At 29.4% G+C, this 26,345-nt stretch carries 26 protein-coding genes, 4 tRNA genes and 1 riboswitch; of the genes, 23 read left to right on the top strand and 7 right to left on the bottom strand.

The annotated features are described in order from the left end of the window. Positions 1-54: 54 nt before the first annotated feature. The gene (gene spoIID, locus CLPA_RS17300; protein WP_003445775.1) at positions 55-1,101 is read left to right on the top strand and encodes a stage II sporulation protein D; all 1,047 of its coding nucleotides are present in this window, start codon (positions 55-57) and stop codon (positions 1,099-1,101) included. 203 nt (positions 1,102-1,304) lie between these two features. Here the strand turns inward: spoIID and CLPA_RS17295 are convergent, their stop codons facing one another. Beyond that, entirely contained in the window at positions 1,305-2,933 is a 1,629-nt protein-coding gene (locus tag CLPA_RS17295) for an IS1182 family transposase (protein ID WP_003442688.1), read from the bottom strand. A gap of 184 nt (positions 2,934-3,117) precedes the next feature. Here CLPA_RS17295 and CLPA_RS17290 point away from each other — a divergent pair, with 184 nt between their 5' ends. The 3 genes from CLPA_RS17290 to mreB all read left to right on the top strand — a co-directional run bounded on the left by CLPA_RS17290 (position 3,118) and on the right by mreB (position 5,431). Continuing rightward, positions 3,118-3,927, top strand: a complete 810-nt coding sequence (locus CLPA_RS17290; protein ID WP_003445779.1) for a M23 family metallopeptidase — start codon at positions 3,118-3,120, stop codon at positions 3,925-3,927. A gap of 110 nt (positions 3,928-4,037) precedes the next feature. Next, the gene (spoIIID, locus tag CLPA_RS17285; protein WP_003445786.1) at positions 4,038-4,292 is read left to right on the top strand and encodes a sporulation transcriptional regulator SpoIIID; all 255 of its coding nucleotides are present in this window, start codon (positions 4,038-4,040) and stop codon (positions 4,290-4,292) included. 119 nt (positions 4,293-4,411) lie between these two features. Next, on the top strand, positions 4,412-5,431 hold the full coding sequence (gene mreB, locus CLPA_RS17280; protein ID WP_034830062.1) for a rod shape-determining protein: 1,020 nt from the start codon (positions 4,412-4,414) through the stop codon (positions 5,429-5,431). Between the two features lie 93 nt (positions 5,432-5,524). Here the strand turns inward: mreB and yyaC are convergent, their stop codons facing one another. Further along, on the bottom strand, positions 5,525-6,067 hold the full coding sequence (gene yyaC / locus CLPA_RS17275) for a spore protease YyaC (protein ID WP_003445788.1): 543 nt from the start codon (positions 6,065-6,067) through the stop codon (positions 5,525-5,527). 112 nt (positions 6,068-6,179) lie between these two features. Between yyaC and CLPA_RS17270 the strand changes: the two genes are divergently transcribed. The 11 genes from CLPA_RS17270 to CLPA_RS17220 all read left to right on the top strand — a co-directional run bounded on the left by CLPA_RS17270 (position 6,180) and on the right by CLPA_RS17220 (position 14,785). Then, on the top strand, positions 6,180-6,788 hold the full coding sequence (locus CLPA_RS17270; protein ID WP_003445789.1) for a hypothetical protein: 609 nt from the start codon (positions 6,180-6,182) through the stop codon (positions 6,786-6,788). 189 nt (positions 6,789-6,977) lie between these two features. Then, a tRNA-Tyr gene (locus tag CLPA_RS17265) sits at positions 6,978-7,062 on the top strand. Between the two features lie 4 nt (positions 7,063-7,066). Next, positions 7,067-7,142: transfer RNA gene (locus CLPA_RS17260), tRNA-Val, on the top strand. Positions 7,143-7,159: 17 nt separating this feature from the next. Then, positions 7,160-7,235, top strand: a tRNA-Thr gene (locus tag CLPA_RS17255). A 4-nt stretch (positions 7,236-7,239) separates the two neighbouring features. After that, positions 7,240-7,324 (top strand) — tRNA-Tyr (locus tag CLPA_RS17250). 180 nt (positions 7,325-7,504) lie between these two features. Then, positions 7,505-8,731: an IS91 family transposase gene (locus CLPA_RS17245; RefSeq protein ID WP_034829433.1), complete on the top strand. Its 1,227-nt coding sequence runs from the start codon at positions 7,505-7,507 to the stop codon at positions 8,729-8,731. A gap of 15 nt (positions 8,732-8,746) precedes the next feature. Further along, positions 8,747-9,016: an SIR2 family protein gene (locus CLPA_RS17240; RefSeq protein ID WP_003444843.1), complete on the top strand. Its 270-nt coding sequence runs from the start codon at positions 8,747-8,749 to the stop codon at positions 9,014-9,016. Between the two features lie 223 nt (positions 9,017-9,239). Beyond that, positions 9,240-9,347, top strand: a riboswitch (SAM riboswitch). 67 nt (positions 9,348-9,414) lie between these two features. Beyond that, a complete protein-coding gene (gene metK, locus CLPA_RS17235) occupies positions 9,415-10,590 on the top strand; it encodes a methionine adenosyltransferase (protein WP_003445795.1) in 1,176 nt (391 codons plus the stop codon). A gap of 221 nt (positions 10,591-10,811) precedes the next feature. Next, the gene (gene recD2 / locus CLPA_RS17230; protein WP_003445797.1) at positions 10,812-13,019 is read left to right on the top strand and encodes an SF1B family DNA helicase RecD2; all 2,208 of its coding nucleotides are present in this window, start codon (positions 10,812-10,814) and stop codon (positions 13,017-13,019) included. A 90-nt stretch (positions 13,020-13,109) separates the two neighbouring features. Further along, positions 13,110-14,135, top strand: coding sequence for a hypothetical protein (locus CLPA_RS17225; RefSeq protein ID WP_003445799.1), 1,026 nt, complete (start codon positions 13,110-13,112; stop codon positions 14,133-14,135). Next, positions 14,108-14,785 (top strand): ComF family protein, encoded by a 678-nt coding sequence (locus tag CLPA_RS17220; RefSeq protein ID WP_003445801.1) that lies wholly within the window; start codon positions 14,108-14,110, stop codon positions 14,783-14,785. The genes CLPA_RS17225 and CLPA_RS17220 overlap by 28 nt, the downstream gene beginning before the upstream one ends. Positions 14,786-15,105: 320 nt before the next feature. On the opposite strand, the gene CLPA_RS21275 is transcribed toward CLPA_RS17220, so the two are convergent. Beyond that, positions 15,106-15,258, bottom strand: coding sequence for a hypothetical protein (locus CLPA_RS21275; protein WP_155760391.1), 153 nt, complete (start codon positions 15,256-15,258; stop codon positions 15,106-15,108). A gap of 275 nt (positions 15,259-15,533) precedes the next feature. Here CLPA_RS21275 and CLPA_RS17215 point away from each other — a divergent pair, with 275 nt between their 5' ends. After that, positions 15,534-15,857, top strand: coding sequence for a hypothetical protein (locus tag CLPA_RS17215; protein WP_003445804.1), 324 nt, complete (start codon positions 15,534-15,536; stop codon positions 15,855-15,857). 101 nt (positions 15,858-15,958) lie between these two features. Here the strand turns inward: CLPA_RS17215 and CLPA_RS17210 are convergent, their stop codons facing one another. From CLPA_RS17210 to CLPA_RS17200, 3 genes are all read right to left on the bottom strand, one after another. Then, complete coding sequence (locus CLPA_RS17210; protein ID WP_003445805.1) at positions 15,959-16,297, bottom strand: YmaF family protein; 339 nt, start codon at positions 16,295-16,297, stop codon at positions 15,959-15,961. A 542-nt stretch (positions 16,298-16,839) separates the two neighbouring features. Further along, positions 16,840-17,139 carry a spore coat protein gene (locus CLPA_RS17205; RefSeq protein ID WP_003445806.1) on the bottom strand — a complete coding sequence of 100 codons (300 nt, stop codon included), beginning with the start codon at positions 17,137-17,139 and terminating at the stop codon, positions 16,840-16,842. Between the two features lies 1 nt (position 17,140). Beyond that, entirely contained in the window at positions 17,141-17,359 is a 219-nt protein-coding gene (locus CLPA_RS17200; RefSeq protein ID WP_003445807.1) for a hypothetical protein, read from the bottom strand. Positions 17,360-17,745: 386 nt separating this feature from the next. Between CLPA_RS17200 and hpf the strand changes: the two genes are divergently transcribed. From hpf to prfB, 3 genes are all read left to right on the top strand, one after another. After that, entirely contained in the window at positions 17,746-18,282 is a 537-nt protein-coding gene (hpf, locus tag CLPA_RS17195) for a ribosome hibernation-promoting factor, HPF/YfiA family (protein WP_003445816.1), read from the top strand. 187 nt (positions 18,283-18,469) lie between these two features. After that, positions 18,470-20,977: a preprotein translocase subunit SecA gene (gene secA / locus CLPA_RS17190; RefSeq protein ID WP_003445817.1), complete on the top strand. Its 2,508-nt coding sequence runs from the start codon at positions 18,470-18,472 to the stop codon at positions 20,975-20,977. 19 nt (positions 20,978-20,996) lie between these two features. Then, positions 20,997-22,104 (top strand): peptide chain release factor 2 gene (gene prfB, locus CLPA_RS17185; RefSeq protein WP_179078227.1). Its coding sequence is split into 2 segments (ribosomal slippage): positions 20,997-21,074 and positions 21,076-22,104, totalling 1,107 coding nucleotides; the frame shifts between segments, so codons are not numbered across the junction. A 286-nt stretch (positions 22,105-22,390) separates the two neighbouring features. Here the strand turns inward: prfB and CLPA_RS17180 are convergent. Then, entirely contained in the window at positions 22,391-22,822 is a 432-nt protein-coding gene (locus tag CLPA_RS17180) for an HAD hydrolase-like protein (RefSeq protein ID WP_003445819.1), read from the bottom strand. Between the two features lie 259 nt (positions 22,823-23,081). Here CLPA_RS17180 and CLPA_RS17175 point away from each other — a divergent pair, with 259 nt between their 5' ends. From CLPA_RS17175 to CLPA_RS17160, 4 genes are all read left to right on the top strand, one after another. Then, complete coding sequence (locus CLPA_RS17175) at positions 23,082-23,720, top strand: precorrin-2 dehydrogenase/sirohydrochlorin ferrochelatase family protein (RefSeq protein WP_003445820.1); 639 nt, start codon at positions 23,082-23,084, stop codon at positions 23,718-23,720. A 273-nt stretch (positions 23,721-23,993) separates the two neighbouring features. Beyond that, on the top strand, positions 23,994-25,196 hold the full coding sequence (locus tag CLPA_RS17170; protein ID WP_003445821.1) for an ROK family protein: 1,203 nt from the start codon (positions 23,994-23,996) through the stop codon (positions 25,194-25,196). A gap of 74 nt (positions 25,197-25,270) precedes the next feature. Next, the gene (gene thiS, locus CLPA_RS17165) at positions 25,271-25,486 is read left to right on the top strand and encodes a sulfur carrier protein ThiS (RefSeq protein WP_003445822.1); all 216 of its coding nucleotides are present in this window, start codon (positions 25,271-25,273) and stop codon (positions 25,484-25,486) included. Further along, on the top strand, positions 25,476-26,303 hold the full coding sequence (locus CLPA_RS17160) for a HesA/MoeB/ThiF family protein (protein ID WP_003445831.1): 828 nt from the start codon (positions 25,476-25,478) through the stop codon (positions 26,301-26,303). The genes thiS and CLPA_RS17160 overlap by 11 nt, the downstream gene beginning before the upstream one ends. Positions 26,304-26,345: the final 42 nt, after the last annotated feature.

Raw genomic sequence — 26,345 nt, 5'->3', positions numbered from 1 at the left:
AGAATGTTTTAAATAAATTATATTATTAGGGTATACAAAGGAGGGAAGAGTGACATGTTAAAAAATTTTTTTATGACTGTTTCTTTAGGAATTATATTCATAATATTTGTGGCTGTATTTATAGGTGGAATTGGAAACAATATTCAATATAATAAATCAAATAAAAATAGTAATGAATTGAAAAATTATGATATTAATCCTACAGATATAATATTTGATAAAAATAATATTGGAGAAGAAAGTATAAAGATATATATAACTAAGGAAAAAAAGATTAAAGAATTACCGCTAGAAGAATACATAGTAGGAGTTGTATCCGCAGAAATGCCAGCTGAATTTGAGATAGAGGCACTTAAAGCTCAAGCAGTGGCGGCCAGAACTTTTGCAGTAGCACATATGGAGAAATATGGAGGACAAAAATACAAAGGAGCTAATGGCGCAGATGTAACAGATACGGTGGATTGCCAGGTATATAAGAGTAAAGATGATGTAATGAATAATTGGCCTAAAAATTTATCAGAAAAATATTGGAATAAAGTAACACAAGCAGTACAGGAAACAAATGGACAAGTTCTTAAGTATAATGCTAAATTGGTTACGAATCCATATTATTTTGCTATAAGCAGTGGGAAGACTGAGAATAGTAAAGATATATTTGGTAATGATGAACCATATCTTAAAAGTGTTGCAAGTCCAGGAGAGGAAATTGCTAAAAAATATAGGAGTCAGGTAAAACTATCCTATAATAATTTTATAAATAAAATAAAAAATGAGTATAGTAATTCTAGCTTAAGCATTTTTAATGTTAAAAATTCTATTAATATCATAAGCAGAACTGATGCTGGAAGCGTTAAAGAAATTAAAATAGGAAATAATATTATAACAGGAGCTAGATTTAGAAGTATTTTTGGATTGAATTCTGCCAATTTTTCTATAAGTTACAATATGACAGGAATAGTTATAAATTGTACTGGATATGGGCATGACGTGGGTATGAGCCAATGGGGAGCAAATGTAATGTCAAAGCAGGGTAAAAACTATAAAGACATTTTAACTCATTACTATACTGGAGTAAGTATAGTAAAAATTTCTATCAAGTAAAATTAATATATAAATGTGTGAAAAGGGAGCTGTCGCATTAGCATAAAAAAGTATGCTAACGCGGCAGCGTTTTTTGTGTGTGTCATAGAAAATTTAATGATATTTTAATCCCCAATAAGCTCGATAATTAAAAAATGGCGCACTTTAATAAACCTTTGATATTAAGGCCTTTTTTGATTTGCAGAGTTTTTAAGATTTTAAAATTAAGCACTCTTTTTAAGTGGAAAAAGATGTGTTCCAGTTCTATCTGACTGGATTTTATTATGTAGCTTATTTATATTATGTGCCATAGCTAACAGAATACTTTCCGCCAAAACATTCTTTTTACCTCTACTTAGATATCTACGAAATCCCATATCCTGTTTTATCTCTGCAAAAGAGCCTTCGGCTTGAATACTTCGATTCATTCTTAACTCGCAACCTTCTTCACTTACAATTCTTTCAAGATTCTCTTTGCGAAGCATGTTGAAGAGCTTTGAAGTTTCAAGATTTTTAACTCTATCCTCTAATGGCGTTTTACAGTTATGTCCTTTTATACATTTATTTTTTTGATTACAATTACTGCAATCCGCACATGTGTAGATTGTTTTTTCACTTACATAACCAGTCTTACTTTTTCTTTTTATTATTCTATTTACTGTTAGCTTCTTATTATTTTTGCAAGTATAATAATCACCAAATTCATCATAGTCCATGTTTTCTATTCGGCTTATATCATCCTTATATTTTCTTGTTTTAGCTATTTCATAATTTGCTGGCTTAATATATGATAACTGTCCATTTTCTTTAGTATAAACATAATTTTCTTCACTCTCATAGCCTGAGTCTGTAGTTATTTTTAAATATCTAAAATACAAGAAGTTCTCCATGCTTTTTAGAAATGGAATCAACGTTGTGGTGTCCGCAGGCTGATCGCCTACAGTAAGCCACACTATATATTCAGAATCAACTCCATGCTGCACATTGTAAGCAGGTTTTAACTGACCGTTTTTCATGGCGTCTTCTTTCATCCTCATAAAAGTTGCATCTTTATCTGTCTTCGAATAGCTATTACGCTTACCGCAGATATGGATTTTCTGTGTGTATTCTTTTAGCTTATTAAGATATTCCTCGAGTTTTTCAATAGAACGTTGAATTGGAGTTTTCCTTTTACCACATCCATGTACAAATTCAATATTTTCTTCTTGTTTCAAGGCATAAAGTTTCTTGCGTAGCTTCTTTACATGCTTTATTTTTACTCTGTTTTCATATACGAGCTTTAGTCCGTATAGTTCTTCGCATTCAGCTACAAAATCAGCTAATTTATAAAGTAGTCTCTCCAAATTTTTTGAAACTGCTTTTTTCCAAACGAAAGTATACTTATTGGCACATGCCTCTATCTTTGTACCGTCAATAAATATAGCGTCCCCTAATATTTCTCCAATTTCATAAAGAAAGTTTGTCATTTCTGCCATAATTGTTTCTGCGCATTGAGAAAGGTGGATACTACGGAATCTTGCAAAGGTAGAATGATCTGGTACTGGTGAACCCTCTAAAAGGTACATGAAATTTACATCTCTTTTGCAGGAGGTTTCCATTTCCCTAGAAGAATATCTATGATTCATGTAAGAATAAAGTACAATCTTCAGCATCTGACGAGGCGTAGCCTGATTTTCCCTTAATCGAGAATAAGTCAAATATAAATCTGTTAAATCCATCTCCTCTACAAACTGACTTAGCAAACGCACCGAATCATTATCTGGAATCATGTAATCCATATTTAGTGGAAGTTTTAATTGATAACTTCCGCGATTTAAAGTATAATTTTTATGTAAATTAATATATTTTGCCATATGTTAATTTTACTATAAATCTTTCACTCTTCCGAGTGGGAGATTTATTTTTTTACGCAAAAAACTGTCCCACTAATTTTTTAGTGCGACAGCTCCCTTTTTTATCATAAAAAGGAAAAATATTTTGTATAAAATGTATTATTTACTAAGTTGTGGACAAAATACAAAAAGGAGGTGTTAATCAATGGATAAAAATGATTTACAAAACAAACAATCAATCAAAAAGGAGAAAAGTAGTTTTTGGAAAAAAGATGGATTTTATGTAATCTTGTTTCTTTGCTTATGTGTGGTTGCAGGGGTTGCTACATATGTAAACACTAACCCTAAACATAAAAATAGTTCCTTATCAAAGCAGGAATCAAAGATATCATTAAATAATGAAAGTAAGAACACAGTTAATAATGCAAAAACTACAGAATCACCAAAAACCAATACAGCAAAAGATGATAGTAAAAAGACTAGTATGGATAATGCCAACTTGGTAAAAAAAGATACTGTAAAAAATAATGTTACAAAAAATAATGCTGAAAAAAGTAATGCAAGTGTACCAACTAGTACAACGGCAGTAGCTAGTATGGTAACACCTGTAAATGGTACTATTGCTCAGAGTTATACAGGAGTAGAGGGTGCTATGGCGTTAGGATTAGATAATGTATCAAGAACTATATTAGGAGAATATATAAAGGTAAATAATAAAGGAGTGCCTGTTTATTCAGCAATGAGTGGAACAGTATCTTCAGTTAATGGTGGAAATGTAGTTATCATAAGTAAAGATGGAAAATTAAAAACAACATATGATAATTTAGAACCATCAAGTATATCAATAAAATCTGGAGATTCAATCGCTCAGAATAGTAAAATCGGGGTGATTGGAGATAGTGATAATGCCAAAGATAGAATAGTTGATTGTGACCATTTATATTTTCAAATTGATGAAAAACAAAGTGATGGTAGCTATAAAGATGTAAATCCACAGAATTATGTAAAATATTAATTATTTTATATATCAGCCATTCCTAAAAAAATAGGGGAATGGCTGATATTAGTAATCAATATGATATATATTGCATATTTATAATATAGAAGGTTTAAGGAGGTAGCACTTTGAAAGATTATATTGAGGAAAGAGTCTTAGAAGTAGCACAATATATCATTGAATCAAAAGCTACAATTAGAAAAACTGCTAAAGTTTTCGGAGTGAGTAAAAGTACTATACACAAAGATATGACAGAGAGATTACCTCAAATAAATCCTCAAATTGCTGAACAAGCTAAAAATATTTTAGAAGTAAATAAAGCTGAAAGGCATATTAGAGGTGGAAAAGCTACAAAAATGAAGTACAAGGCTATTGAAGGTTAGAAACATTCCTATTATAATAAAAAAGAAGAAATATTTATAATTTTATGTAATAATAAGGTTATAGTGAGATAAATGTGTTGTTTTATGTAAAAAACATAGGAGATGGAGTGAATAGAGGAATGTTTTTTGGAATTGGATCTGATATGGGCATAGACTTAGGAACGGCTACTGTGCTTGTTTACCTTAAAGGAAAAGGGATAATATTAAAAGAGCCATCAGTAGTGGCAATAAATCGTAATACTAAAGAGGTCCTTGCTGTTGGTGAGGAAGCAAGGAAAATGATAGGTAGAACCCCTGGGAATATAGTGGCTATTCGTCCATTAAGAGATGGAGTAATATCAGATTATGATATGACTGAAAAGATGTTAAAGCATTTTATACAAAAGGCTTGTGGTAAACGAAGAATATCTACTCCTAAAGTAGTTATATGTATACCTTGTGAAGCTACAGAGGTTGAAAAAAGAGCTGTTAAAGATGCAGCTATAAATGCAGGAGCAAAAAAACCTTGTTTAATTGAGGAACCATTAGCGGCAGCAATTGGAATGGGACTTGATATAACAAAAGCAAGTGGAAATATGGTTATAGACATAGGTGGAGGAACAAGTGATATAGCTGTTATCTCTTTAGGTGGAATAGTAGTAAGAAGGGCTGTAAAAGTTGCAGGAGATAGTTTCGATGAAGCTATTATTAAATATATAAGGAAAAAACATAAATTAATGATTGGAGAAAGAACTGCTGAAGATTTAAAAATAAACATAGGATCAGCTTTTAAAGGTGAAGCAGAAGAGTCTTTAGAAATTAGAGGTAGAGATTTAATAACAGGTCTTCCTAAAAATTTAATTGTAACTTCAAAGGAGATGAGAGATGCACTTGAAGAAGCGGTTAATGCTATAGCTGATTGCACTCATTCGGTGCTTGAAAAAACTCCGCCTGAATTGGCAGCAGATATTGCAGAAAAAGGAATAGTTATGACAGGAGGAGGATCCCTTTTAAAAGGATTGGATAAGCTCATTGAACATGTTACTAAAGTCCCAGTTTATGTTGCAGAGGATCCTGTTTCATGCGTTGCACTAGGCACTGGAAAAGTCCTGGAATTTATTGATAAAGTGTATTTAGATGGAGAAGATATATTAGGATAATTAACTTTTATAAGTATATTAAAAGTGCTAAAAGGTGACTGCAATATAAACGACAGTCACTTTTTATTATTTAGAAATTTTTATCTAAGTATTTTATGTGTTTTTACTGTGGGGTTTTTTAAATAAATAATATGAATGCATTAGTGCATCGCAAATTACTGTGGTCATATCTAGAATTAGGTTTAGACGTATATTTCTATTAGTAAATAATTCAGTACTATCACAGGAATCAACTATACCAATTATAGACGAAGTACCTACATCAGGAAGAGATTTTCCTACTCCTTTTCCAGGATGTATAGGATAATCACGTATTTGTATTTCGCCTATACTATTGCTATTTCCTAAACAAGCATCTATTCCTATAATTTCTGATTTTGGATAGAGTAATTTTATAGAATCTAATTTTTTATTTAGATTTAATGCATGGATCGGTTCAGATATTGTTCCATAAACAGGTAAAGGAAAATTTCTGTTTTTTAAAATAGTACCTGTTAATGGTCCAAGACAATCTCCTATGCATCTATCAGTTCCGATACAAACTATTATTGTATTATCATTAATATAATTTTTTAAAAAATAGGCCATTTCATAGTAGGCCATAGGATCTTTGTAAAATGCTTTGGTTTTATTCAAGGATTACACCTCCCAATAATCTATATGAGATTAAATCAACTAATATTATGAAATTTTGAATAAAAATTCTTTGTGAAGATATAATTTTAATATATATATTGGAGGGATTTTTGTGATTAAAAAAAATTTAAATATAGTTATAATAAGCATAACTATATTAACTGTACTTAGCATCATTTTAATTTTTCATTTTAGTACTGGGATAATAGATAATGAGGATGATAAAACGTTAATCCTTAATAATAAAAGTCGAAATAATTTAAGTGAAAAAAGTATTAGAGATAATATTTCAGATGGAGATGTTAGAAATAATGAAAATTTAAATAAATACGATGGTTCAAATAAAAATATAACTATTTATAATGAAGATTCTAAAGATTTATACGATAAAAATAAAACTAAGGAAAATAATTCGTACTCATATAATAAGGAAAATTCAGGACAAATTCAAAATAAAAAAGATATTTCGGTATTCAAAGTTTCTAAGGAAAAGATAATAGATAATTTGAGTATTTCAGATAAAGTGAAAATTTTTTCCATAAGTAAAAGTTTATCCCACAGTGATCTGAATAGACTTCAAAATGATATAAATAATAATGATGAAAAAAGGGGAATTTCAGATGCAATGTATCTCTTGAAGGCAAAACTTGATAATAAAGATTTTAATGTAGTTAAAGATATAGCATCAAAATTTATTAACTTAGATAGTATAAGTAATTAATATCGGCTTTGTTAAAAAAATATGAGTGTATGTATATAAGCGAGAAAAATGAATCTATAAAGAGATATATAGTTAAAAATATGATATTTTGAGATATTTAGAATTTGAAAAATAATTATTAGAATTATATAATATTCCTTGTTGATGCGCTTGATGTTTAAAGTATTAACTAAATAATATTGATAATGTGGAGGAATTCCCGAGTGGCCAAAGGGGGCAGACTGTAAATCTGTTAGCTCAGCTTTCGATGGTTCGAATCCATCTTCCTCCACCAAAATGGGCGCTTAGCTCAGCTGGGAGAGCATCTGCCTTACAAGCAGAGGGTCACAGGTTCGAGCCCTGTAGTGCCCACCATTTAAATTGTATAACAAGCTGGCATAGCTCAATTGGTAGAGCAACTGACTTGTAATCAGTAGGTTATGGGTTCAATTCCTATTGCCAGCACCATTATGGAGGAATTCCCGAGTGGCCAAAGGGGGCAGACTGTAAATCTGTTAGCTCAGCTTTCGATGGTTCGAATCCATCTTCCTCCACCAAAGAAGACACATATGTGTCTTTTTTTATATATTAGGAATTTAAAAATTTTTTGTATAAAAATATTGCCCGGCAGGGCTTGAAAAATCTAATGTTAGAAGTTTGAGGAAAATATTACAAGTAATATTTTGGAATAGGATTTTTGATATAATTATTAGCAAATTTAGTGATTGGTGATGATTATGCAAGGTGTTATAAAACAAATATTTGTGGATAATTGGGAAAAATTCAGTGAGATATATAAAGGGAAAATTAGAGCTAACATAAGTAGAGAAGTTGATAAGATGATTAATTGTAAATCCTTAGATAATGGATTTATTGAGTTTAAGTGTGAAAATTGTGGTCATATAAAAAGAGTTGGATTTAGCTGTAAAAGTAGATTTTGTACCTCATGTGGTAAGAAAAAATCTGAAGAATGGTCTGATGAAATGGTGGCAAGACTTATTAACTCAAAGCATAGACATATGGTATTTACAATTCCACAGGAACTTAGAATATATTTTGCTAGGGATAGAAAACTATTATCATTATTACCTAAATGTTCAGCAAAAGCAATTATGAGCTGGTTTAGAGATTTAAATAAAAAAGAATGTTTTACACCAGGAATAATCTCAGTAATTCATACTTTTGGAAGAGACTTAAAATGGAATCCACATGTCCACTTAATTGTCACCGAAGGTGGTGCTGGAGAAATTACAATTTGGAGGAATACAAAACATATAAATTATACAGCACTAAGGAAAAGATGGCAAAAAATATTGTTAGACGAAATAGGAATTAATCTTAAAAGTGGAAAAAAAGAATTTAAAAAATTAAAAAATAAGCTATATAAAAGGTTAGAGAATGGATTTTATGTATATGGAAAAGGTGAAATAAAAACAGCAAAGCAAGCAGGAAAGTATGTTGGAAGATATACAGCAAGACCAGCTATCGCTGAATCAAGAATAATAAAGTATGATGGTAAAAAAGTAACTTTTCGTTATGAAAGACATGAAGATGGTGAAGAAGTTGTAGAGGAAATAGATGTTATTGATTTTATAGGTAGAGTAATAAGACACATACCAGAAAAGAATTTTAAGATGATAAGATATTATGGAATATATGCTAAAAACACAAGACATAAAAATAAATTTTTTAAGTTGGTAAATGAAAAAGTTGCTGAGTTCAAAAGAAAAATTAATAATTGGCAAACAAGAATACTTCTTACATTTGGAGTGAATCCATTAAAATGTGAAAAGTGTGGAATACAGATGAAATTTCATGATATATACTATAAAAATGTAAGTGTAAGAGAAAAATTTAAAGAGAAAATAATAGGTGAAAACAAAAGAAAAATTGAAGAGATAATGTACAATTATGGTGTGATTAAGGGGATAATTCGTGATAAAATAGAGCCATTATATGTATAAAGGAAGGTAGTTATTATGGCTAAAAAGAATAAAAAAATAAAAGATAAACAAAGGGCAAAATATAAAGCTAAATTGAAAGAAAATTTAATTGAAGAAGACGGAGTCTTATATATATGTACAGAATGTGGAGTGGAAGAATATATACCAAGGGATGTAGTTGAGATGTTTGATGAAATAGATGATGAAAATGTAATTGAACCTCCTACATTTAGTTGCGAGAAATGCGGAGCTATAATGAGACCAAGAAAATATGACGGAGTTCATGGTATAACTTATGAGTATTAAAATGCGGAGCATCAATATGCTTCGCAAAGGTTTTAGCTTTATAAAAATATTATGAAATAGATATGCTAAGAAATGGGTCTAATTAAAGGGCTTCGCCCAAAAGAAGTTGAGCGAAGCGAAATAACGCGGCTGTGGCCGCTTTTTTAACATCTATATTGACTACTTATAGTTACTGTGATACTATAACAATGCGGTTTAAATTGAATTATATATTAGATTTTGACTCTTATCGAGAGAGGTGGAGGGAAATGGCCCTATGAAGCCCGGCAACCAGTGTGATAATTTCACATACGGTGCCAATTCCTGCAGATAATATACTGCAAGATAAGAGAGATTTGTAAAAATAGTCTCTTCTTATTTAAGAAGAGGCTTTATTTTATATTAAGGGGGAAATTCAATTGAGAAAATTATTCACTTCTGAATCGGTAACTGAAGGACATCCAGATAAAATATGTGATCAAATATCTGATGGCGTATTAGATGCTATTTTAGCTCAGGATCCATATGGCAGAGTTGCTTGTGAGACTACAGTTACTACCGGTATAGTAAATGTAATGGGAGAAATATCAACAAAATGTTATGTTGATATACCTAAAGTTGTAAGAGAAACAATAAAAGAAATAGGTTATACTAGAGCAAAGTTTGGATTTGATTGCGATACGTGTGCAGTGGTTACATCAATCGATGAACAATCTGCAGATATAGCTCAAGGTGTAGATGAAGCTTTAGAATCAAGAAAAGGAGAAATGGATAAGCTAGAAGCAGTAGGTGCAGGAGATCAAGGTATGATGTTTGGTTTTGCAACAAATGAGACTCCAGAATACATGCCTATGCCAATAGCTTTAGCTCATAAGCTTTCAAGAAAATTAACTGAAGTTAGGAAAAATGGGAAATTAAGTTATTTAAGACCGGATGGGAAAACACAGGTTACAGTTGAGTATGAAGACAACAAGCCAGTTAGAATAGATGCTATTGTTATATCAACTCAACATAGTCCAGAAGTTTCACAGGAACAAATAGAGAAAGATCTAATTGAAAATGTTGTAAAACCTGTTGTACCTGCTGAACTTTTAGATGATAGCACAAAATATTTTATTAATCCTACTGGAAGATTTGTTGTAGGAGGACCGCAAGGAGACTCAGGTCTTACTGGAAGAAAAATAATAGTAGATACTTATGGTGGATATGGTAGACACGGTGGTGGAGCTTTTTCAGGAAAAGATCCAACAAAAGTTGATAGATCAGGAGCTTATGCTAGCAGATGGGTTGCTAAAAATTTAGTGGCAGCTGGTGTTGCAGATAAGCTTGAAATACAGCTTGCTTATGCAATAGGGGTTGCAAAACCTGTATCAATTTCTATTGATACTTTTGGAACAGGAAAGATTTCAGAAGATAAAATTGTTGAAATTGTTGAAAAAGTATTTGACTTAAGACCAGGTGCAATAATAAGAGATTTAGATTTAAGAAGACCAATATATAAGCAAGTAGCAGCTTATGGTCATTTTGGCAGAACTGATATTGATGTGCCTTGGGAAAAGCTTAGCAAAGTAGATGAAATAAAAAAATATTTATAATTATACAAAAGCTGTGTTGTAATGCATTATACTATATATTACAACACAGCTTTTGCTTATAGCATTAAATATTTTGTAATAGACATATAGTATGATATAATTTTTATGAATAATAATGTTACAATACTGTATAATATGTTTTAAGAGAAAATACCTATTTATTAAATTAATTTATAAAAATGATATATTATAAAGGAGTTATTAATACTAGGAGAGATTTTATGTCCGAATTAAACTGCGTTGTGGAAGATATAGTTTTTAAAAATGAAGAAAATGGTTATGTTGTAGCTCATGTTAGAGAAAAAGATATAAGGCATACAATAGTGGGATTCATACCTTATATTACAGAAGGAAAATCGTTAAAGGTTCAAGGAGAATGGGTGAATCATCCTAATTTTGGTAATCAATTAAAAGTTACCGGTTATGAGGAAATACTTCCAGATTCTAAACTGGGAATAGAGAGATATTTATCTTCTGGAGTAATAACAGGAATTGGACCTGTGACAGCAAAAAAAATAGTTGATAAATTCGGTGATAAAACTCTTGAAATATTAGATAAAGATATAAATAGACTTAGTGAAATAGAGGGTATAGGGCAAAAAAAAATAAAAATTATACAGGAATCCTATTCATCACAAAGAGAAATAAGAAATATAATGGTTTTCTTACAGACCTATGGAATAACATCTAATCAATGCATAAAAATATATAAAAAATATGGCTCAGAATCTATAAAAGTTGTTAAAGAAAATCCCTATGTATTAATAGAAGATATAACTGGAATTGGTTTTAAAAGTGCAGATAAAATTGCAAGAAGTTTAGGTGTAGAAGATGATTCTCCTTTTAGAATACAAAGTGGAATAAATTATATCATAAATGAATTTTGTGCCAAAGGTAATACTTACATGCCTATAGAAAAATTAATTAAAGAATCTATGGATATGCTTTTAAAAGAAAAATCATATATAGAAAAAAATATATACGAAGCTACCTTAGAACAAAAGATAAAGATTGAAATAATTAATGATGAGAATTGTGTATTTACTATGCCCTATTACTATTGTGAGTTAGGTGTTACTAAAAAAATAATAACCCTGGGAACTGGTAAATATGATAACATTGAAATTAATATAGATGATGAAATACAAGAATTTCAGAAATTGAATTCCATAAATTTTGCCCCTACACAGAAAGAAGCTATAAGGGGGGCTTTTCAAAATGGAATTGAGGTAATTACTGGCGGCCCTGGTACAGGAAAAACTACTATTATAAATTGTATAACTCATATCTTTGAAAGGGCGTCACTAAAAGTATTTATGGCGGCACCTACTGGGAGAGCTGCGAAGAGAATGTCAGAAGCCTCAGGAAAAGAAGCAAAGACAATTCATAGATTATTAGAGCTTGGCGTTGGAAATGACGAACAAATGAAAATTTTTAACAGGGAAGAATGTCCTTTAGAATGTGATGTAATAATAGTTGATGAAGCATCTATGATTGATATCGTTTTAATGAATAATCTTCTTAAAGCTGTTGGATTAGGTACAAGACTTATAATTGTAGGAGATGTGGATCAGCTGCCTTCTGTTGGACCTGGTAATGTTCTAAAAGATATAATAGAAAGTGGAATTGTAAAGGTAGTAAGGTTAAAAGATATATTTAGGCAGGCTAAAGAAAGCATGATTATAGTAAATGCACATAAAATTAATAATGGAGAAATGCCGATTTTAAATAAAAAAGATAAAGATTTTTATTTTATAAATAGAGAAAAAAATGAAAATATACTTGATACAATTATAGAACTAGTATATAAAAGACTGCCTAAATTTAATTCCAAATGGAATAACAAATATCATATTCAAGTACTATCACCAATGCGAAAAGGTATTTTAGGGATAGTAAATTTAAATGAAAGTATTCAGCAAATTTTAAATCCTAAGGAAGACACTAAAAAAGAACTTAAATTTAGAGATATGATATTTAGAACTGGTGATAAGGTAATGCAGACTAAAAATAATTATACATTAAAGTGGACTAGAGTTGGAGGCTCAGGAGAAAAGGACGGAGAAGGGATATTTAATGGCGATGTAGGATTTATAGAAGATATTGACGATAGAAATAACCTTATTGTTATATTTGATAATGAGAGAAAAGTTATCTATGAGAATATGTATTTGGATGAATTAGATCTTGCTTATGCTATTACGATACATAAAAGTCAGGGAAGTGAATTTCCAGTAGTAATAATCCCAATATTTATGGGACCACCCTTGCTTATGAATAGAAATTTACTATATACAGCTATAACTAGAGCTAAAAAGTTAGTAGTGCTTGTAGGTAGTCAAAAAGCAATGCAATTTATGATAAATAATAATAAAAGTTTTAATAGATACTCTGGACTAAAATGGAGAATTATGGATATAATGAATTGAAGCTATAATTATAATAAAGTTAATGGAATTTTAATTCAGTTTAAATATATATATTTTGCATATTATATATAAGAGTAGAGGAGGTCTACAATGAATATTAATGGTTTAGATAGCTTAAGTATAGAAGAGATAAAGACTAGTAATATTATTTTGAGTTGGAGCCTTGAAAAAAAAATATTTTTGAGTGTTGTTGCACCTCCTTATAATAGTAATCTTATATTTGTTAAAACGATAATGCAATATATAAGTATGGGTAAAAAAGTGCTATATATAACTGGAGAATGTGAAAGGGATATTCAAATAATTAGGTATTTTAAATATAATACTAAATTTACACAATATACATATCTTAAAAATAGTGTGGATAGTTCAAATTTACCTTTGATTTTTTGCAATTATAAAAAAGCTATATTAATTAAGGACAGATTTGACTTAGTAATTTATGATGATATTAGGAGTTATCCATTATACTCAAAATACGAAATAATAGATATTATGAATAAATGCTGTAATAAATATGGAAAGCTTATATCTTATTCTATTGATGATATTTTTAATAAGGGAAAAGCAATACTTTTACCTGTTAAATATAATAAAAGACCTTTGGTTGAGCCAAGAATTATAACTACAAGAATTGATATAAATAAAGATATGCCTTTTGTTGTATACGAATATATAAAATGGTCAATAAATATAGGTAGAAGAATAACCATAATGTTACCTGATAATATAAGTATATTTAATGTTACATCTTATGTATTTAAATATTGTGAAACGCTTACTCATAATATAATGTATTATTCTAAATATGAAGACAATGTAAATAAAATAAATGAGATTCATAAATTCAATCAAGGTATAATTATAACAAATGATTTTGATAGTGTTTCCATAGATAATAGTAGCATGAATATCATAGTTTTGTTTGCTGATAATAGTGAATTTGATTATAAAAAATTAGTGTATTTTTGTGGTAGAACAGGAGAAGGAGATATAGGAGATAGAGGAGAAGTAATATTTTTAGCTAGAGAAGAAAGCTATGAAATTGAAAAGGCTAAATCTATAACTAGAAATTTTAATAAAAAAGCATGGGAAGATGGATTATTGAGTTTATAAAATACCTATTAGATTGTGTATTAAGTGTTTTGTATTGTAGAGAATATAAGTGTATAGAATGCGGAAACTATGTGGAAGAATCTAGTATATGCAATGAATGCAGCAAAAAAATTAAGTTTTGTAAGGAATTTATAAGGATTAAAAAGAATAATAATGAAGTGATTTGCTATAGTGTATCTTATTATTCTAATCTTATGGTTAAATTGATTTTAAGACTTAAATATAAAAGCGACTTTGTATGTGCAGATATAATATCCAGTTTTATGATTAAAGTAATACAGGAAAATCACATTAAATTTGACAGTATTACTTTTATACCTATGACTAGAAAGGCTCTGAGAAAAAGAGGATACAATCAAAGTAGAATTTTAGCAAAGATTATAAGTGATAAGCTTAATGTAGAATTAATTGATTGCCTTAAAAAAGTAAGAGAAACAAAAGATCAAATAGGTCTAGATGGAAATTCTAGATGGGAAAATTTATTTTTGTCCTTCAAAATAAAAAATTCTAATAAAATACTAGGTAAGAATATTTTAATTATTGATGATGTTATAACCACGGGAGCTACATCTTATTATTGTGCTGAAGAATTGCTTAACAATGGAGCTAAAAAAGTTAAGGTCTTGACTGCAGCTAAAACTAGTATATAATATTAAGTATTGAATTAGGTTTGTGGTTGAAAATCGATGCCAGTCGCAGGCGAAACGATCCACGTAAGTTAGACAAAGTTTAATGAGCATGGTGCGGTTTAGAAGTAAGTCCTGCCGTGAAAGCGAGAGAGCAATTAGTGAGAGGTTAATTCCGGGTAGCAAAAGTTCCAGCAGGCGAGTGTGGGGTCAAAAACCAGGTCAGCTAATTTAATATCGCACTAATGGTGCTGTTTGGCAGTCTTTTTTAAGGCTGCCAATTGTATTTTAAAATAAAAATTCCCTACCTATTCCCGACCTAGACAGCTATAAGATAAAATAAATTAACTAGAAGGTACGTTGATTTTATAGTTCTCTAATATTTTCTTTGTATTTTCCTTGTTGATATGTGTATAAATTTTATGAGTAATTTCAAAACCTTTTTTATGACCTACTATAGCCTGGGTAATTGACTCAGGAACACCCACCACTGCCATGTGAGTAACAAAATGGCATGTCTTATCTGATGAAAGGTCTTATATTTGATATTTAGAACTTCTAGAACTTTTCTCCATCTCCTTATCAAAAAAATTTTAAAGAATATGTAGAAAATATTTCCATAAGTCAGGTATAAAATATATAATATGAGAGTCTAATATAAGAGCTCTCTTTTCATGGATAAATCTTCAGCTGTATATAAATGAATAAAGTTATTAATAATACATAACATAAATTCTTAGAAGATTAATTATCTGAAAGGAGTTTATATTATATGAGTGATTTTACCACGCATGACTTTGAGAAAATACTAAAGAATATAAAACAGAAAATAATTAAATTTGTTGAATGTGATACTATAAAGCCAATTGAAAGCAATCTTAATACTAAAAGCATTATGTTTAAGTCTAAACATAATCTAAAAAAAGATGGAATGATTATTGTTGGAGAAGACAAAGGGTTAATTGTAGTAGATATAAGTACATCAGATAATGCTGTAAGAAGCTTTATTTTAAAAAATCAGTACGATATAAATGGAATTGACAATATAGTTGGATGGTTTCAACAAAATTATGAATTAGAAAAGAGTCTTATTTAAAGGCTCTTTTTATTATGCAAAAATATGGGAAATAAAACTAGGTGAATTAAAAAAATACAGCAGAGCTGTACAAATGTTTTAACAACCCTGCTATGTTTTAATTAATCTTCTTCTTCTGCAATAGGATCTTCAATGAGTGTAGCAAAAATTAAATCATGACGGTGGTCTTCATTTTCTGTAGTTTCTGCTTCCACAAAATGAACGTGTTTGCCATTTCCAACGGGTATTTGAAGTCCTGAAGTTGCTATAATTTCATGAAAATGATCTTCATAAAAGTCTGTTCTTGTTTTAATTTTGTGAACATGACCACCTTTAACTTTAATTGCTGGACCAGATACACCTGCGAACCTGTGATTATGAGGATCTTCTTCTAATTCAGCCAGCCTAGTGCTACCTAAGAATTCATGAGTATGGAATTGTTTTTCTCTACAATCAGACATATAATTTTCCTCCTTCATATTATAACAATATATATAGTATGATGGTAAACTTATTATGACACTTATAATTAATAAATTTAAATATATGAGCTGCAACAAGGCTTGTTTCTATTACATAAAAACCAGTTGTGGTTGAAGCTTTTAAATGGGGGCATGTATGTTGGAATAGTAAGGTTTAGGGTAGGTAAAACTGCTCTGGACTTTATTTTTTTAGTTACTTTTAGGGTATTATCAATTTTGTGCAGGACATAAGATTTAGACTAAAGGTGTAATAATGAAAAATTTATTAATATTATTTGTATTTTAATATTTTTTATACATAAAAACCTAGGACAGCTACGATCCTAGGTTTTATAAGAGTGGAGTTTACTTATGATAAAAAATTAAAGTCTTTTATGATTATTGACATATACGTAGATTTTAATCAATAGAATAGATGTATATCTAATGAACTACATAACATATTAAAAAGAATATTATAAAAATTCATGGAAAGGCAGTAATATTGTTTGTTTGATTATAGCTATATTTTTAAGTGTTTATTACTTTGATTGAAGTACGTTTGTTGCTTTTTCATAGGAACTAGATAATTGTTGTACTGGTGAGTTATATGGTTGTACCCAGCCGTTTTTTACAACAATATCTGTAAGTATAGAGTGTCCAGCTATGATCTGACTCAAACTAGATGAATACATTGCTCTTAATTCTGGAGTTGAGCTTGTCAATGCTGCATTAAGATACATATTTGCAGATGCTGTTGCAGAAGCAATCATGCTATTAGTTATAATTTCATCATTTATTGATGTATTCTTTTTTGTAATATTTTCTAAGAGTGATGCCATTTTATTGAACCCCCTTTACTTCTGTTACTTGATTTTCATTAATAAACTGTTGTATGCCCTTTATTCTGGCCTCAGTGGCTAATATACCAGTCTCAGCCTGTTTTTTTATTTCTTCATCAGTAATAAGAGCTTTCATAGCTTTTGCTACTGCTAAACCATCTTTTTCCATTGTTAATACGCCTGTTAAAGATAAAATCTCTGCTTCAGAAAGTTTTCTCATATATATACCTCCATTAAATTTATTTCGATATGTATTATTTGTAATTGAAGTTTTATTAAACATGTAAATTATTCCTTTATGTCTATAGGCAAGTGCAGAGTAAAAAACCAGGTCAGCTAATTTGATATTGCACTAATAGTGCTGTTTGGCAATCTTTTTTAAGACTGCTAATTCTATTTTAAAATAAAAATAATTTTAGTGGTTTAAACACAAGTATTTTGTAAATAATAATAAGGTATAAAAAATTATTTAAAAGTTTAAAAAATATTCTGTCAATTTGTATTTTACTACTTGATACTTTATATAAAAAGTAATAAAATAATATCAACAGGAATAATTATCCTAAAGTACAAGTCAACAATTGGTTTTAGAGAGGAGCTGTTAATATGAGAATAACTATTAGCGGAAAAAACGTAGAGGTTACAAATGGTCTTAGAAGTGCTATTGAAAAAAAATTGACAAAATTGGATAGGTACTTTAACCCTGATGTAACAGCTCATGTAACTTTAAGTGTAGAAAATTACAGACAAATTGTAGAAGTAACTATTCCTTTTGGAGGAGCTATACTTAGAGGTGAGGAGTCTAATACAGATATGTATGCTGCCATAGATTTAGTTACAGATAAAATGGAGAGACAGGTAAGAAAACAAAAAACTAAATTAGATAGAAAGAAATATGGTGCATCTTTAAGGTTCCAATCTATACCAGATTTCGAAGAAGATAATAAAGATGATGTAAAAGAACCATCAATAGTAAAAACAAAGAGATTTGCTATAAAACCAATGTCTGAGGAAGAGGCAGTTTTGCAAATGGAATTGTTGGCACACAATTTTTTTGTTTTTCAAAATGCTGATTCAAGTGAAGTTAACGTAGTGTATAAGAGAAAAGATGGAAATTATGGTCTTATTGAACCAGAGTTTTAATTATATAATTAAAAGAGTGTAGATTTGGAAATCTACACTCTTTTAATGTAAGACTTTATTATATAGTTATAATAATTATTAACATTATATAAGTTGAAGGAATGCATATTAGATGTTATAATTTATTAGATATAATAGATTTGTATAATTTTAGGAATACATTTAAAAAATAGTGAGGATGAATTGCATGGGAATTTTAGGGAAGATATTTGGAACTTATAGTGAAAGGGAAGTAAAGAGGATTATTCCAATTGTAAATAAAGTAGATAGTTTTGATGAAAAGATAGCATCTTTAAGTGATGATGGATTGAAATCAAAAACAGAGGAATTTAAAAATAGATTGAATAATGGAGAAACTTTAGATGATATATTACCAGAAGCTTTTGCCGTAGTAAGAGAAGCTTCTTATAGAGTGCTTGGAATGAAACATTTCAGAGAACAGGTTATTGGTGGAATTGTACTTCATCAAGGAAGAATTTCTGAAATGAAAACTGGTGAAGGTAAAACTTTGGTTGCTACATTACCTTCGTATCTAAATGCATTAACAGGTAAAGGCGTACATATAGTAACTGTAAATGATTATCTTGCAAAAAGAGATAAAGAATGGATGGGTAAAGTCTACGAATTTCTTGGCTTAACTGTAGGCGTTATACTACATAATTTAAATCAAGATGAAAGAAAAGAAGCTTATGCAGCAGATATAACTTATGGAACTAATAATGAATTTGGTTTTGATTATCTAAGAGATAATATGGTTATATATAAAGAGGAAAGAGTTCAAAAGCCATTAAACTATGCTATAGTAGATGAAGTTGACTCTATTTTGATAGATGAATCCAGAACTCCTCTTATAATTTCTGGGGAAGGAGATAAATCTACTGAGTTCTATAAAGTAGCAGATGGATTCGCTAAAACTCTTATAAAGGAAGACTATACAGTAGATGAAAAATCTAATTCTGTAATGTTAACTGATTCTGGGGTAGAAAAAGCAGAAAAGTTTTTTAATTTAGAAAATTATGCAGATCCTGATAATATGGAAATTCAACATCATTTAGCTCAAGCACTAAAAGCTAATTATATGATGAAAAAAGATAAAGATTATATGGTTAAAGATGGGGAAGTAATTATAGTAGACGAATTTACTGGAAGACTTATGGAAGGTAGAAGATACAGTGATGGTCTTCATCAAGCTATAGAGGCAAAAGAATTAGTAAAAGTTCAAAAGGAATCAAAAACTCTTGCTACTATTACATTTCAAAATTATTTTAGATTATATAATAAACTTTCAGGTATGACTGGTACTGCTTTAACAGAGGAAATAGAATTTAGAGAAATATATGGATTGGATGTTATTGTTGTACCAACTCATAGAGGAATCGCAAGAAAAGATTTTCCTGATTTAGTTTATAAAACGGAAAAAGGGAAATTTGATGCCATAGTTGAAGAAATAGCTGAAACTAATAAGAGTGCTCAGCCAGTACTTGTAGGTACTGTAAGTATAGAAAAGTCAGAGGTGCTTTCTATGCTTTTAAAAAGGAGAGGAATAAAGCATCAAGTGCTTAATGCTAAATATCATGAAAAAGAAGCTGAAATTATATCTCATGCAGGTGAAAAGGGCAGCATTACCATAGCCACAAATATGGCAGGTCGTGGTACTGATATTAAACTTGGAGATGGTGTTGTAGAACTTGGCGGATTAAAAATAATTGGTACAGAAAGACATGAATCAAGACGTATTGATAATCAGCTTAGAGGTCGTTCAGGACGTCAGGGAGATCCAGGAAGCTCTAGATTTTATGTTTCACTGGAAGATGATCTTATGAGAATATTTGGATCAGAGAAATTGAGTGGAATAGTTGATAAACTTGGGTTACAAGATGATGAAGCAATTGAAAGTAAGATGGTAAGTAATGCTATAGAAAATGCGCAGAAGAAAGTTGAAGGTAATAATTTTGATATAAGAAAGACTTTATTGAAATATGATGATGTAATGAATCAACAGAGAGAAATTATGTATAAACAGCGATCACAGGTGCTTGAAGGGGAAGATATGAAGTCACAAATTCAAGCTATGATCAAAGAAGTTATTTATACAGCTGTAGATTCACATTTAACGGATCTAGAAGAAAATATTGAGCAGGATTTGGAAAAATTAATTGAATTTTTGGAGGATATTTACCTTCCAAAGAATAAAATTACAGTTGACGAGTTAAAGGTATTATCTGATGAAGAAATTAAAGAAAAACTTTTAAAGATAGCTATGGATATATATGATGAAAAAGAAAATTCTTTTGGCTCTGAGCAGATGAGAGATATAGAGAGAGTAATTCTTTTAAGAGTTGTAGATACAAAATGGATGGATCATATTGATAATATGGATCATTTAAAACAAGGTATGGGACTTAGAGCATATAGGCAGCAGGATCCAGTGCAGGCTTATCAATTTGAAGGTAGTCAAATGTTTGACGAAATGGTCTATAATATTAAAATAGAAACAGTTAAATATTTGTATCGTGTTCAAGTTGAAAGAGCTCCTGAAAGATTAAGAGTGGTTAGACCAACCACTACAAATCATAATGAAGTGGAGGGAGTAAAAGAACCAATAAGGAGAAAAGAAGAAAAAATTGGAAGAAATGATCCATGTCCATGTGGATCTGGCAAAAAATATAAAAATTGTTGTGGAAAAAGAGCTTAGTTTTAAGGACGTGATTAGAATGATTGTAAAGCTAGATGAGTGCTTAACAAATGCAAAAGTGCTTGAACAAAAAATGAAAGAAATAAGGGATTCACTTTGACTTAGCTTCTATGCAGGTAAAAATAGAGGAGTTTGAAAATATTATGCAAGAACCTGAATTTTGGGATAATATGAAAAAAGCTCAAGAGATAACTCAGAAATCTAAAATGTTAAAGGATAGAGTGGAATTAGTTAATTCATTAGATGAGAGATTAGAAGATACTAGATCTCTTATAGAAATGAGTAAAGAAGAAGAGGATGAAGATATATTAAATGAAATAGTTTCTGAAATAAATGAATTAACTGTACGTATAGAAAACTTTAGAATAGAACTTCTTCTATCAGGTGAATATGATAGAAATAATGCTATATTGGATTTACATACTGGAGCAGGTGGAACTGATGCACAGGATTGGACAGAAATGCTTCTTAGAATGTATACAAGATGGGCAGAGTCAAAGAATTTTAAAGTTGAAACTATAGATTTATTACCTGGAGATGAAGCTGGTGTAAAAAGTGCTGCATTAAAAATAACGGGAGAATTTGCCTATGGGTATTTAAAAGCAGAAAAAGGTATTCACAGACTTGTAAGAATATCTCCTTTTAATGCAAATGGCAAAAGGCAAACTTCTTTTGCTTCCGTAGAAGTTATACCTGAACTTACAGAAAATCAAGATATAAATATAAAGGCAGAAGATTTAAGAATTGATACTTATAGAGCTAGTGGAGCTGGTGGACAGCATGTAAATAAAACTGAATCTGCTATAAGAATAACTCATATTCCAACGGGAATAGTTGTTCAATGTCAAAATGAAAGAAGTCAACATTCCAATAGAGAGTCAGCTATGGCTATGCTTAAAGCTAAACTAGTAGAGCTCAAAGAAAGAGCACACAAAGAAAAAATAGAAGATTTAACAGGCGAATTAAAGGATAATGGATTTGGTAGTCAAATAAGATCTTATGTTTTTCATCCATATACTATGGTAAAAGATCATAGGACTGGATTTGAAGTTGCCAATATAAATTCAGTTATGGATGGTAATATAGATAGTTTTATAACAGAATATTTAAAAAAGACTGGTTCTTAAATAAAGTGGAATTATGTCAAAAGGTATATATTAATTAAAATTAAAAATACACGTGATTTGTATTTTATATAGTATCCAAAAAGCTGTCTTGCAATACATATAAATATGCATTGCAAGACAGCTATACTTTATTGTACTTTTGAATAATTATTGAAATCTGATTTTTAATAATTAGGAGAGCTATTAAATGCAATTAATACTTAATCATCTTGAAAATAGTCCCCTTAAGTTATAATAATCAAAAATTGTAATAAAAATGCAAATTCATAAATATAAATAATATAGACTAATTAAAATTTAATATAGAAGAATTAACATCGGAAAGATTTGGTATTATCTTATCTGCCATATTTGGTTCTATGTTAGTTCCTATTCCTATAGCAGTCATGTTAAGAAGCTTTGCTTCATTTAGTCCGTCTATTTCGCTATCAAAAACAACACAATTTTCAGAAGGGATATCAAGCTTTTCAGAAGCTTTTAGAAGCAAAGGTTTAAAGTCGTCATCTAGATTGTTATTTAAAATAACATCAAAAAAATCTTCGATTTTCAACATTTTTATTATATCTAGCATATTGTTATTTTTAGAAATAACAGCTAATTTCATGTCTGACATTCTTAAATTAATTAAGAATCTTTTAAGGTCCTTTAATCCCATTGAGTTTGCAGAATAACTTAAAATGTAGTCAAGGTGAAAAATACATCCTTCTACTTTTTTCAAAATTACACCCCCGTTAATAGATATAATTAATATAAATCTATTAGTATGAAAATAATTTTTATACTAAATATAAAATTTAGTATTTATATTGAAATGCAGATACATTTCAATTCTATTATAGTATAATTTAATATGAATATTACATATGTTAAGAAAAATTAACATAATATAATCAATTTAGAGGAATATCACTAAATTTCACTTGAATTAGATATGGAAATTTTATTTAATAATTAATATAAATGAGAGGTGTAAATATATGAATCAATACTATCCTATAATGTTAAATATAAAAAATAGAAAATGCGGGGTTGTAGGAGGAGGAAAGGTTGCACATAGAAAAATATTATCTTTGTTAGAATGTGGAGCTGAAGTTATTGTTGTATCCAGAGAAATAATACAAGATATTGAAATATTAGTACAAAAAAATAAAATTCAGTATATAGAGGATAATTATAATTTTAAATATATTTCAGATTTATATCTTGTATATGCTGCTACAGATGAATATTATACAAATGTAGAAATATATAATCAATGTAGTAAAAATAATATTCTTGTAAATGTAGTGGATGAACCAGAGGTTTGTAATTTTATAGTGCCATCTAAAGTCAAAAGAGGAGATTTAACAATTGCTATATCTACTAATGGTAAAAGTCCTATGCTTGCAAGAAAGATAAGAGAAGATCTAGAAAAAGTTTATGATGATAGATATGAGATTTTTTTAGGTATAATGGGAAATGTGAGAAAAGAAGCATTTAATATTATAAAAGATAGTAAAAGACGAAGCGACTTTTACAGACACATAATATATTCAGATTTTATAATCAGATTGTCTTATGATAATAGGGATTTAATAGAACAGGAAATAATGAGTATTTTAATGAGTTATAGATGAGTTTTATTTAATTATAAATATTTGTTTTACTATAGTTCTATCTGTATTTATGGAGTATTTTATGTGGAGTTAAAATGTTAAATTAAATTTTTATAAAATTCATTGACATATGTAAAAATATAAATTACAATTAACATTGTATAGAAAAACCATATAAACAAAGCAGAATGCTTGGTGTTAATTGATTTTGATCCATAATTATTTTATTATTGGATTATTTTTATAAGTACTTTTTACCATTTTGGCAAAAACGATAGGTTAAGGGGTTTATAAATGACAAAAGTTATTGATAAGTTAAAAAATATTAATAAAGATGGGAAAAATATTTTCAGTATTGTTCAAAAAAATGGTCCATTGACAAAAGCACAGGTTTTAGATTTAACTGGATTAAAGCTTACAACCTTAAATCGTATAATTAAGCCTATTATTGATGAAAAGTTAATCGTTGAAACAAGCATAGGCGAGTCAACTGGTGGTAGAAGACCTAGTTTATATGATGTGAATACAATGGATTATATTCTTATAGGTATAGATATTTCTAGAATCTATACGCAAGTTATTTTTACTGATTTAAAACTCAATATACTTCATAAAGAACGTTTTAATATGGATAGTTCCTATTCTCCTGAAAAGACAGTTTCTAGGATAAGCAGTATATGTGAGAGTGCAGCTGAGATGAGTAAATTAAAGAATAAAGAAGTAGTTGCAATAGGACTTGGAACAGTAGGACCCATGGATATTAAAAAAGGCATAATGAAAAGTCCTGTAAATTTTATGTCAAAAAATTGGACAGGTATACCTATAAAGGAAATGCTGGAAAATAGTTTGAATTCAGAAGTGTATATAGACAATGGTGCTAATGCAGCAGTTATAATAGAACAGTTATTTGGGTGTGGAAAAAATCTAAAAAATATTGCTTATTTTAACTTTGGTATTGGAATAAGAACAGGTTCAATATCTGATGGTAATATAATAAGAAGTATTAACGATGCAGAAGATGCTTTTGCCCATATGGTAATAAATGTAGATGGTGAAAAATGTATTTGTGGTAATTATGGTTGCGTTGAATGTTATTCTTCTATAAAATCAATTACTAAAAATTTTAAGCAGAGAATTATTAATGGAGAAAGTACTAAAATAAAAAAATCTATAGAAGATATCAATTATATAGATATAAGTTTAGCGGCAGAAGAAGGAGATAATACTGCTACAAAAGTTATAAGAGAAGCTGCAGAAATATTTGGAACAGGATTATCAAACTTTATAAATTTATTAAATCCAGAATTGATTATTTTAAGTGGGCCGCTTATTATGGAATCAGAACTATTTTATAGAATCAGTGTAGATACTGCAAGAGAAAAATTTTATTTGAGCAAACATCATAATATTATTTTTAATAGGGGTGGATACTTTAAAGAAAATGCTATTTCTGCAGGGGCTGCTGCTATGACAATTGAAAATATAATTAAAAGCTGAAAATAATTAAATATGGTAAAATTTTAAGCATTAAATTTAAATATAGAGTTTTATGATAAATGAGGAGGATAATTATGAAAGTAAAAGTAAATGGAGAAGTTAAAGAAATAAAGGATGCAGTAACAATAACAGAAATATTAAAAGTTGAAAATGTTGAAATGCCTGATATGGTGTCAGTACAATTAAATGGAGAATTTGCAGAAAGAGATAAATTTGATACAACTGTTATAAAAGATAATGATGAGATTGAATTCTTATATTTTATGGGAGGTGGAAGCATTGGATTTTAATGAAGAACAAATAGAGAGATATTCAAGACACATTCTTTTAGAAGAAGTAGGTGTAGAAGGTCAAGAGAAATTACTTAATTCAAAGGTTTTAATAATAGGTACTGGAGGACTTGGAGCACCAGCAGCCATGTATTTGGCAGCAGCTGGTATAGGTACTATTGGTCTTGTGGATGGAGATGAAGTAGATCTTTCAAATTTGCAAAGACAGATAATACATCAAACTTCAGATGTTGGTAAATTAAAAGTTCAATCTGGTAAAGAAACAATAAATGCTATAAATCCAGATGTAAAAGTAATTACATATAATGAATTTGCTACATCAGAAAATATATTAGATATAATAAAAGATCAGGATTATGATTTTATTTTAGATGGAACAGATAATTTCCCGGCTAAATTTTTAATAAATGATGCTTGTGTACTTGCTAAAAAACCTTTTTCACATGCTGGAATAATAAGATTCCAAGGTCAGCTTACAACATATATACCTGACAATGGTACTCCTTGTTATAGATGTATTTTTCAATCTCCACCACCAGCAGGGGTTGTTCCAACTTGTAGAGAAGCAGGAGTTATAGGTGCTATGGGAGGAATAATAGGAACACTTCAGGCAATGGAAGCTATTAAATATTTACTTGGACTTGGAACAACTCTAGCAGGATATCTTTTAACTTATGATGCTTTAAAAATGGAGTTTAAGAAAATAAAAGTAAATCATAACAAAAAATGCGGAGTATGTGGTGATAATCCAACTATTGATACGTTAATTGACTATGAACAGGCGGCTTGTGATTTAAAAACTGGGAAATTAGGCTAGGTATGTAAGAATAAATAATAAGTCCAGCATACTGATTTAACT

The organism is Clostridium pasteurianum DSM 525 = ATCC 6013, assembly GCF_000807255.1.
Lineage (GTDB): Bacteria > Bacillota > Clostridia > Clostridiales > Clostridiaceae > Clostridium_I > Clostridium_I pasteurianum.
The sequence above is the reverse complement of the archived record's forward strand: the minus strand, read 5'-3'. Positions and strand labels throughout refer to the sequence as shown.

Coding starts and splice junctions, on each gene's coding strand:
- CLPA_RS17240 (WP_003444843.1), top strand. CDS start 8,747: ATGGCTAAAAAGAATAAAAAAATAAAAGATAAACAAAGGGCAAAATAT.
- CLPA_RS17170 (WP_003445821.1), top strand. CDS start 23,994: ATGACAAAAGTTATTGATAAGTTAAAAAATATTAATAAAGATGGGAAA.
- CLPA_RS17295 (WP_003442688.1), bottom strand. CDS start 2,933: ATGGCAAAATATATTAATTTACATAAAAATTATACTTTAAATCGCGGA.
- CLPA_RS17225 (WP_003445799.1), top strand. CDS start 13,110: ATGAATATTAATGGTTTAGATAGCTTAAGTATAGAAGAGATAAAGACT.
- CLPA_RS17245 (WP_034829433.1), top strand. CDS start 7,505: ATGCAAGGTGTTATAAAACAAATATTTGTGGATAATTGGGAAAAATTC.
- hpf (WP_003445816.1), top strand. CDS start 17,746: ATGAGAATAACTATTAGCGGAAAAAACGTAGAGGTTACAAATGGTCTT.
- secA (WP_003445817.1), top strand. CDS start 18,470: ATGGGAATTTTAGGGAAGATATTTGGAACTTATAGTGAAAGGGAAGTA.
- thiS (WP_003445822.1), top strand. CDS start 25,271: ATGAAAGTAAAAGTAAATGGAGAAGTTAAAGAAATAAAGGATGCAGTA.
- CLPA_RS17175 (WP_003445820.1), top strand. CDS start 23,082: ATGAATCAATACTATCCTATAATGTTAAATATAAAAAATAGAAAATGC.
- CLPA_RS17210 (WP_003445805.1), bottom strand. CDS start 16,297: ATGTCTGATTGTAGAGAAAAACAATTCCATACTCATGAATTCTTAGGT.
- CLPA_RS17220 (WP_003445801.1), top strand. CDS start 14,108: ATGGGAAGATGGATTATTGAGTTTATAAAATACCTATTAGATTGTGTA.
- CLPA_RS17215 (WP_003445804.1), top strand. CDS start 15,534: ATGAGTGATTTTACCACGCATGACTTTGAGAAAATACTAAAGAATATA.
- CLPA_RS17200 (WP_003445807.1), bottom strand. CDS start 17,359: ATGAGAAAACTTTCTGAAGCAGAGATTTTATCTTTAACAGGCGTATTA.
- CLPA_RS21275 (WP_155760391.1), bottom strand. CDS start 15,258: ATGGCAGTGGTGGGTGTTCCTGAGTCAATTACCCAGGCTATAGTAGGT.
- spoIID (WP_003445775.1), top strand. CDS start 55: ATGTTAAAAAATTTTTTTATGACTGTTTCTTTAGGAATTATATTCATA.
- CLPA_RS17205 (WP_003445806.1), bottom strand. CDS start 17,139: ATGGCATCACTCTTAGAAAATATTACAAAAAAGAATACATCAATAAAT.
- CLPA_RS17290 (WP_003445779.1), top strand. CDS start 3,118: ATGGATAAAAATGATTTACAAAACAAACAATCAATCAAAAAGGAGAAA.
- mreB (WP_034830062.1), top strand. CDS start 4,412: ATGTTTTTTGGAATTGGATCTGATATGGGCATAGACTTAGGAACGGCT.
- recD2 (WP_003445797.1), top strand. CDS start 10,812: ATGTCCGAATTAAACTGCGTTGTGGAAGATATAGTTTTTAAAAATGAA.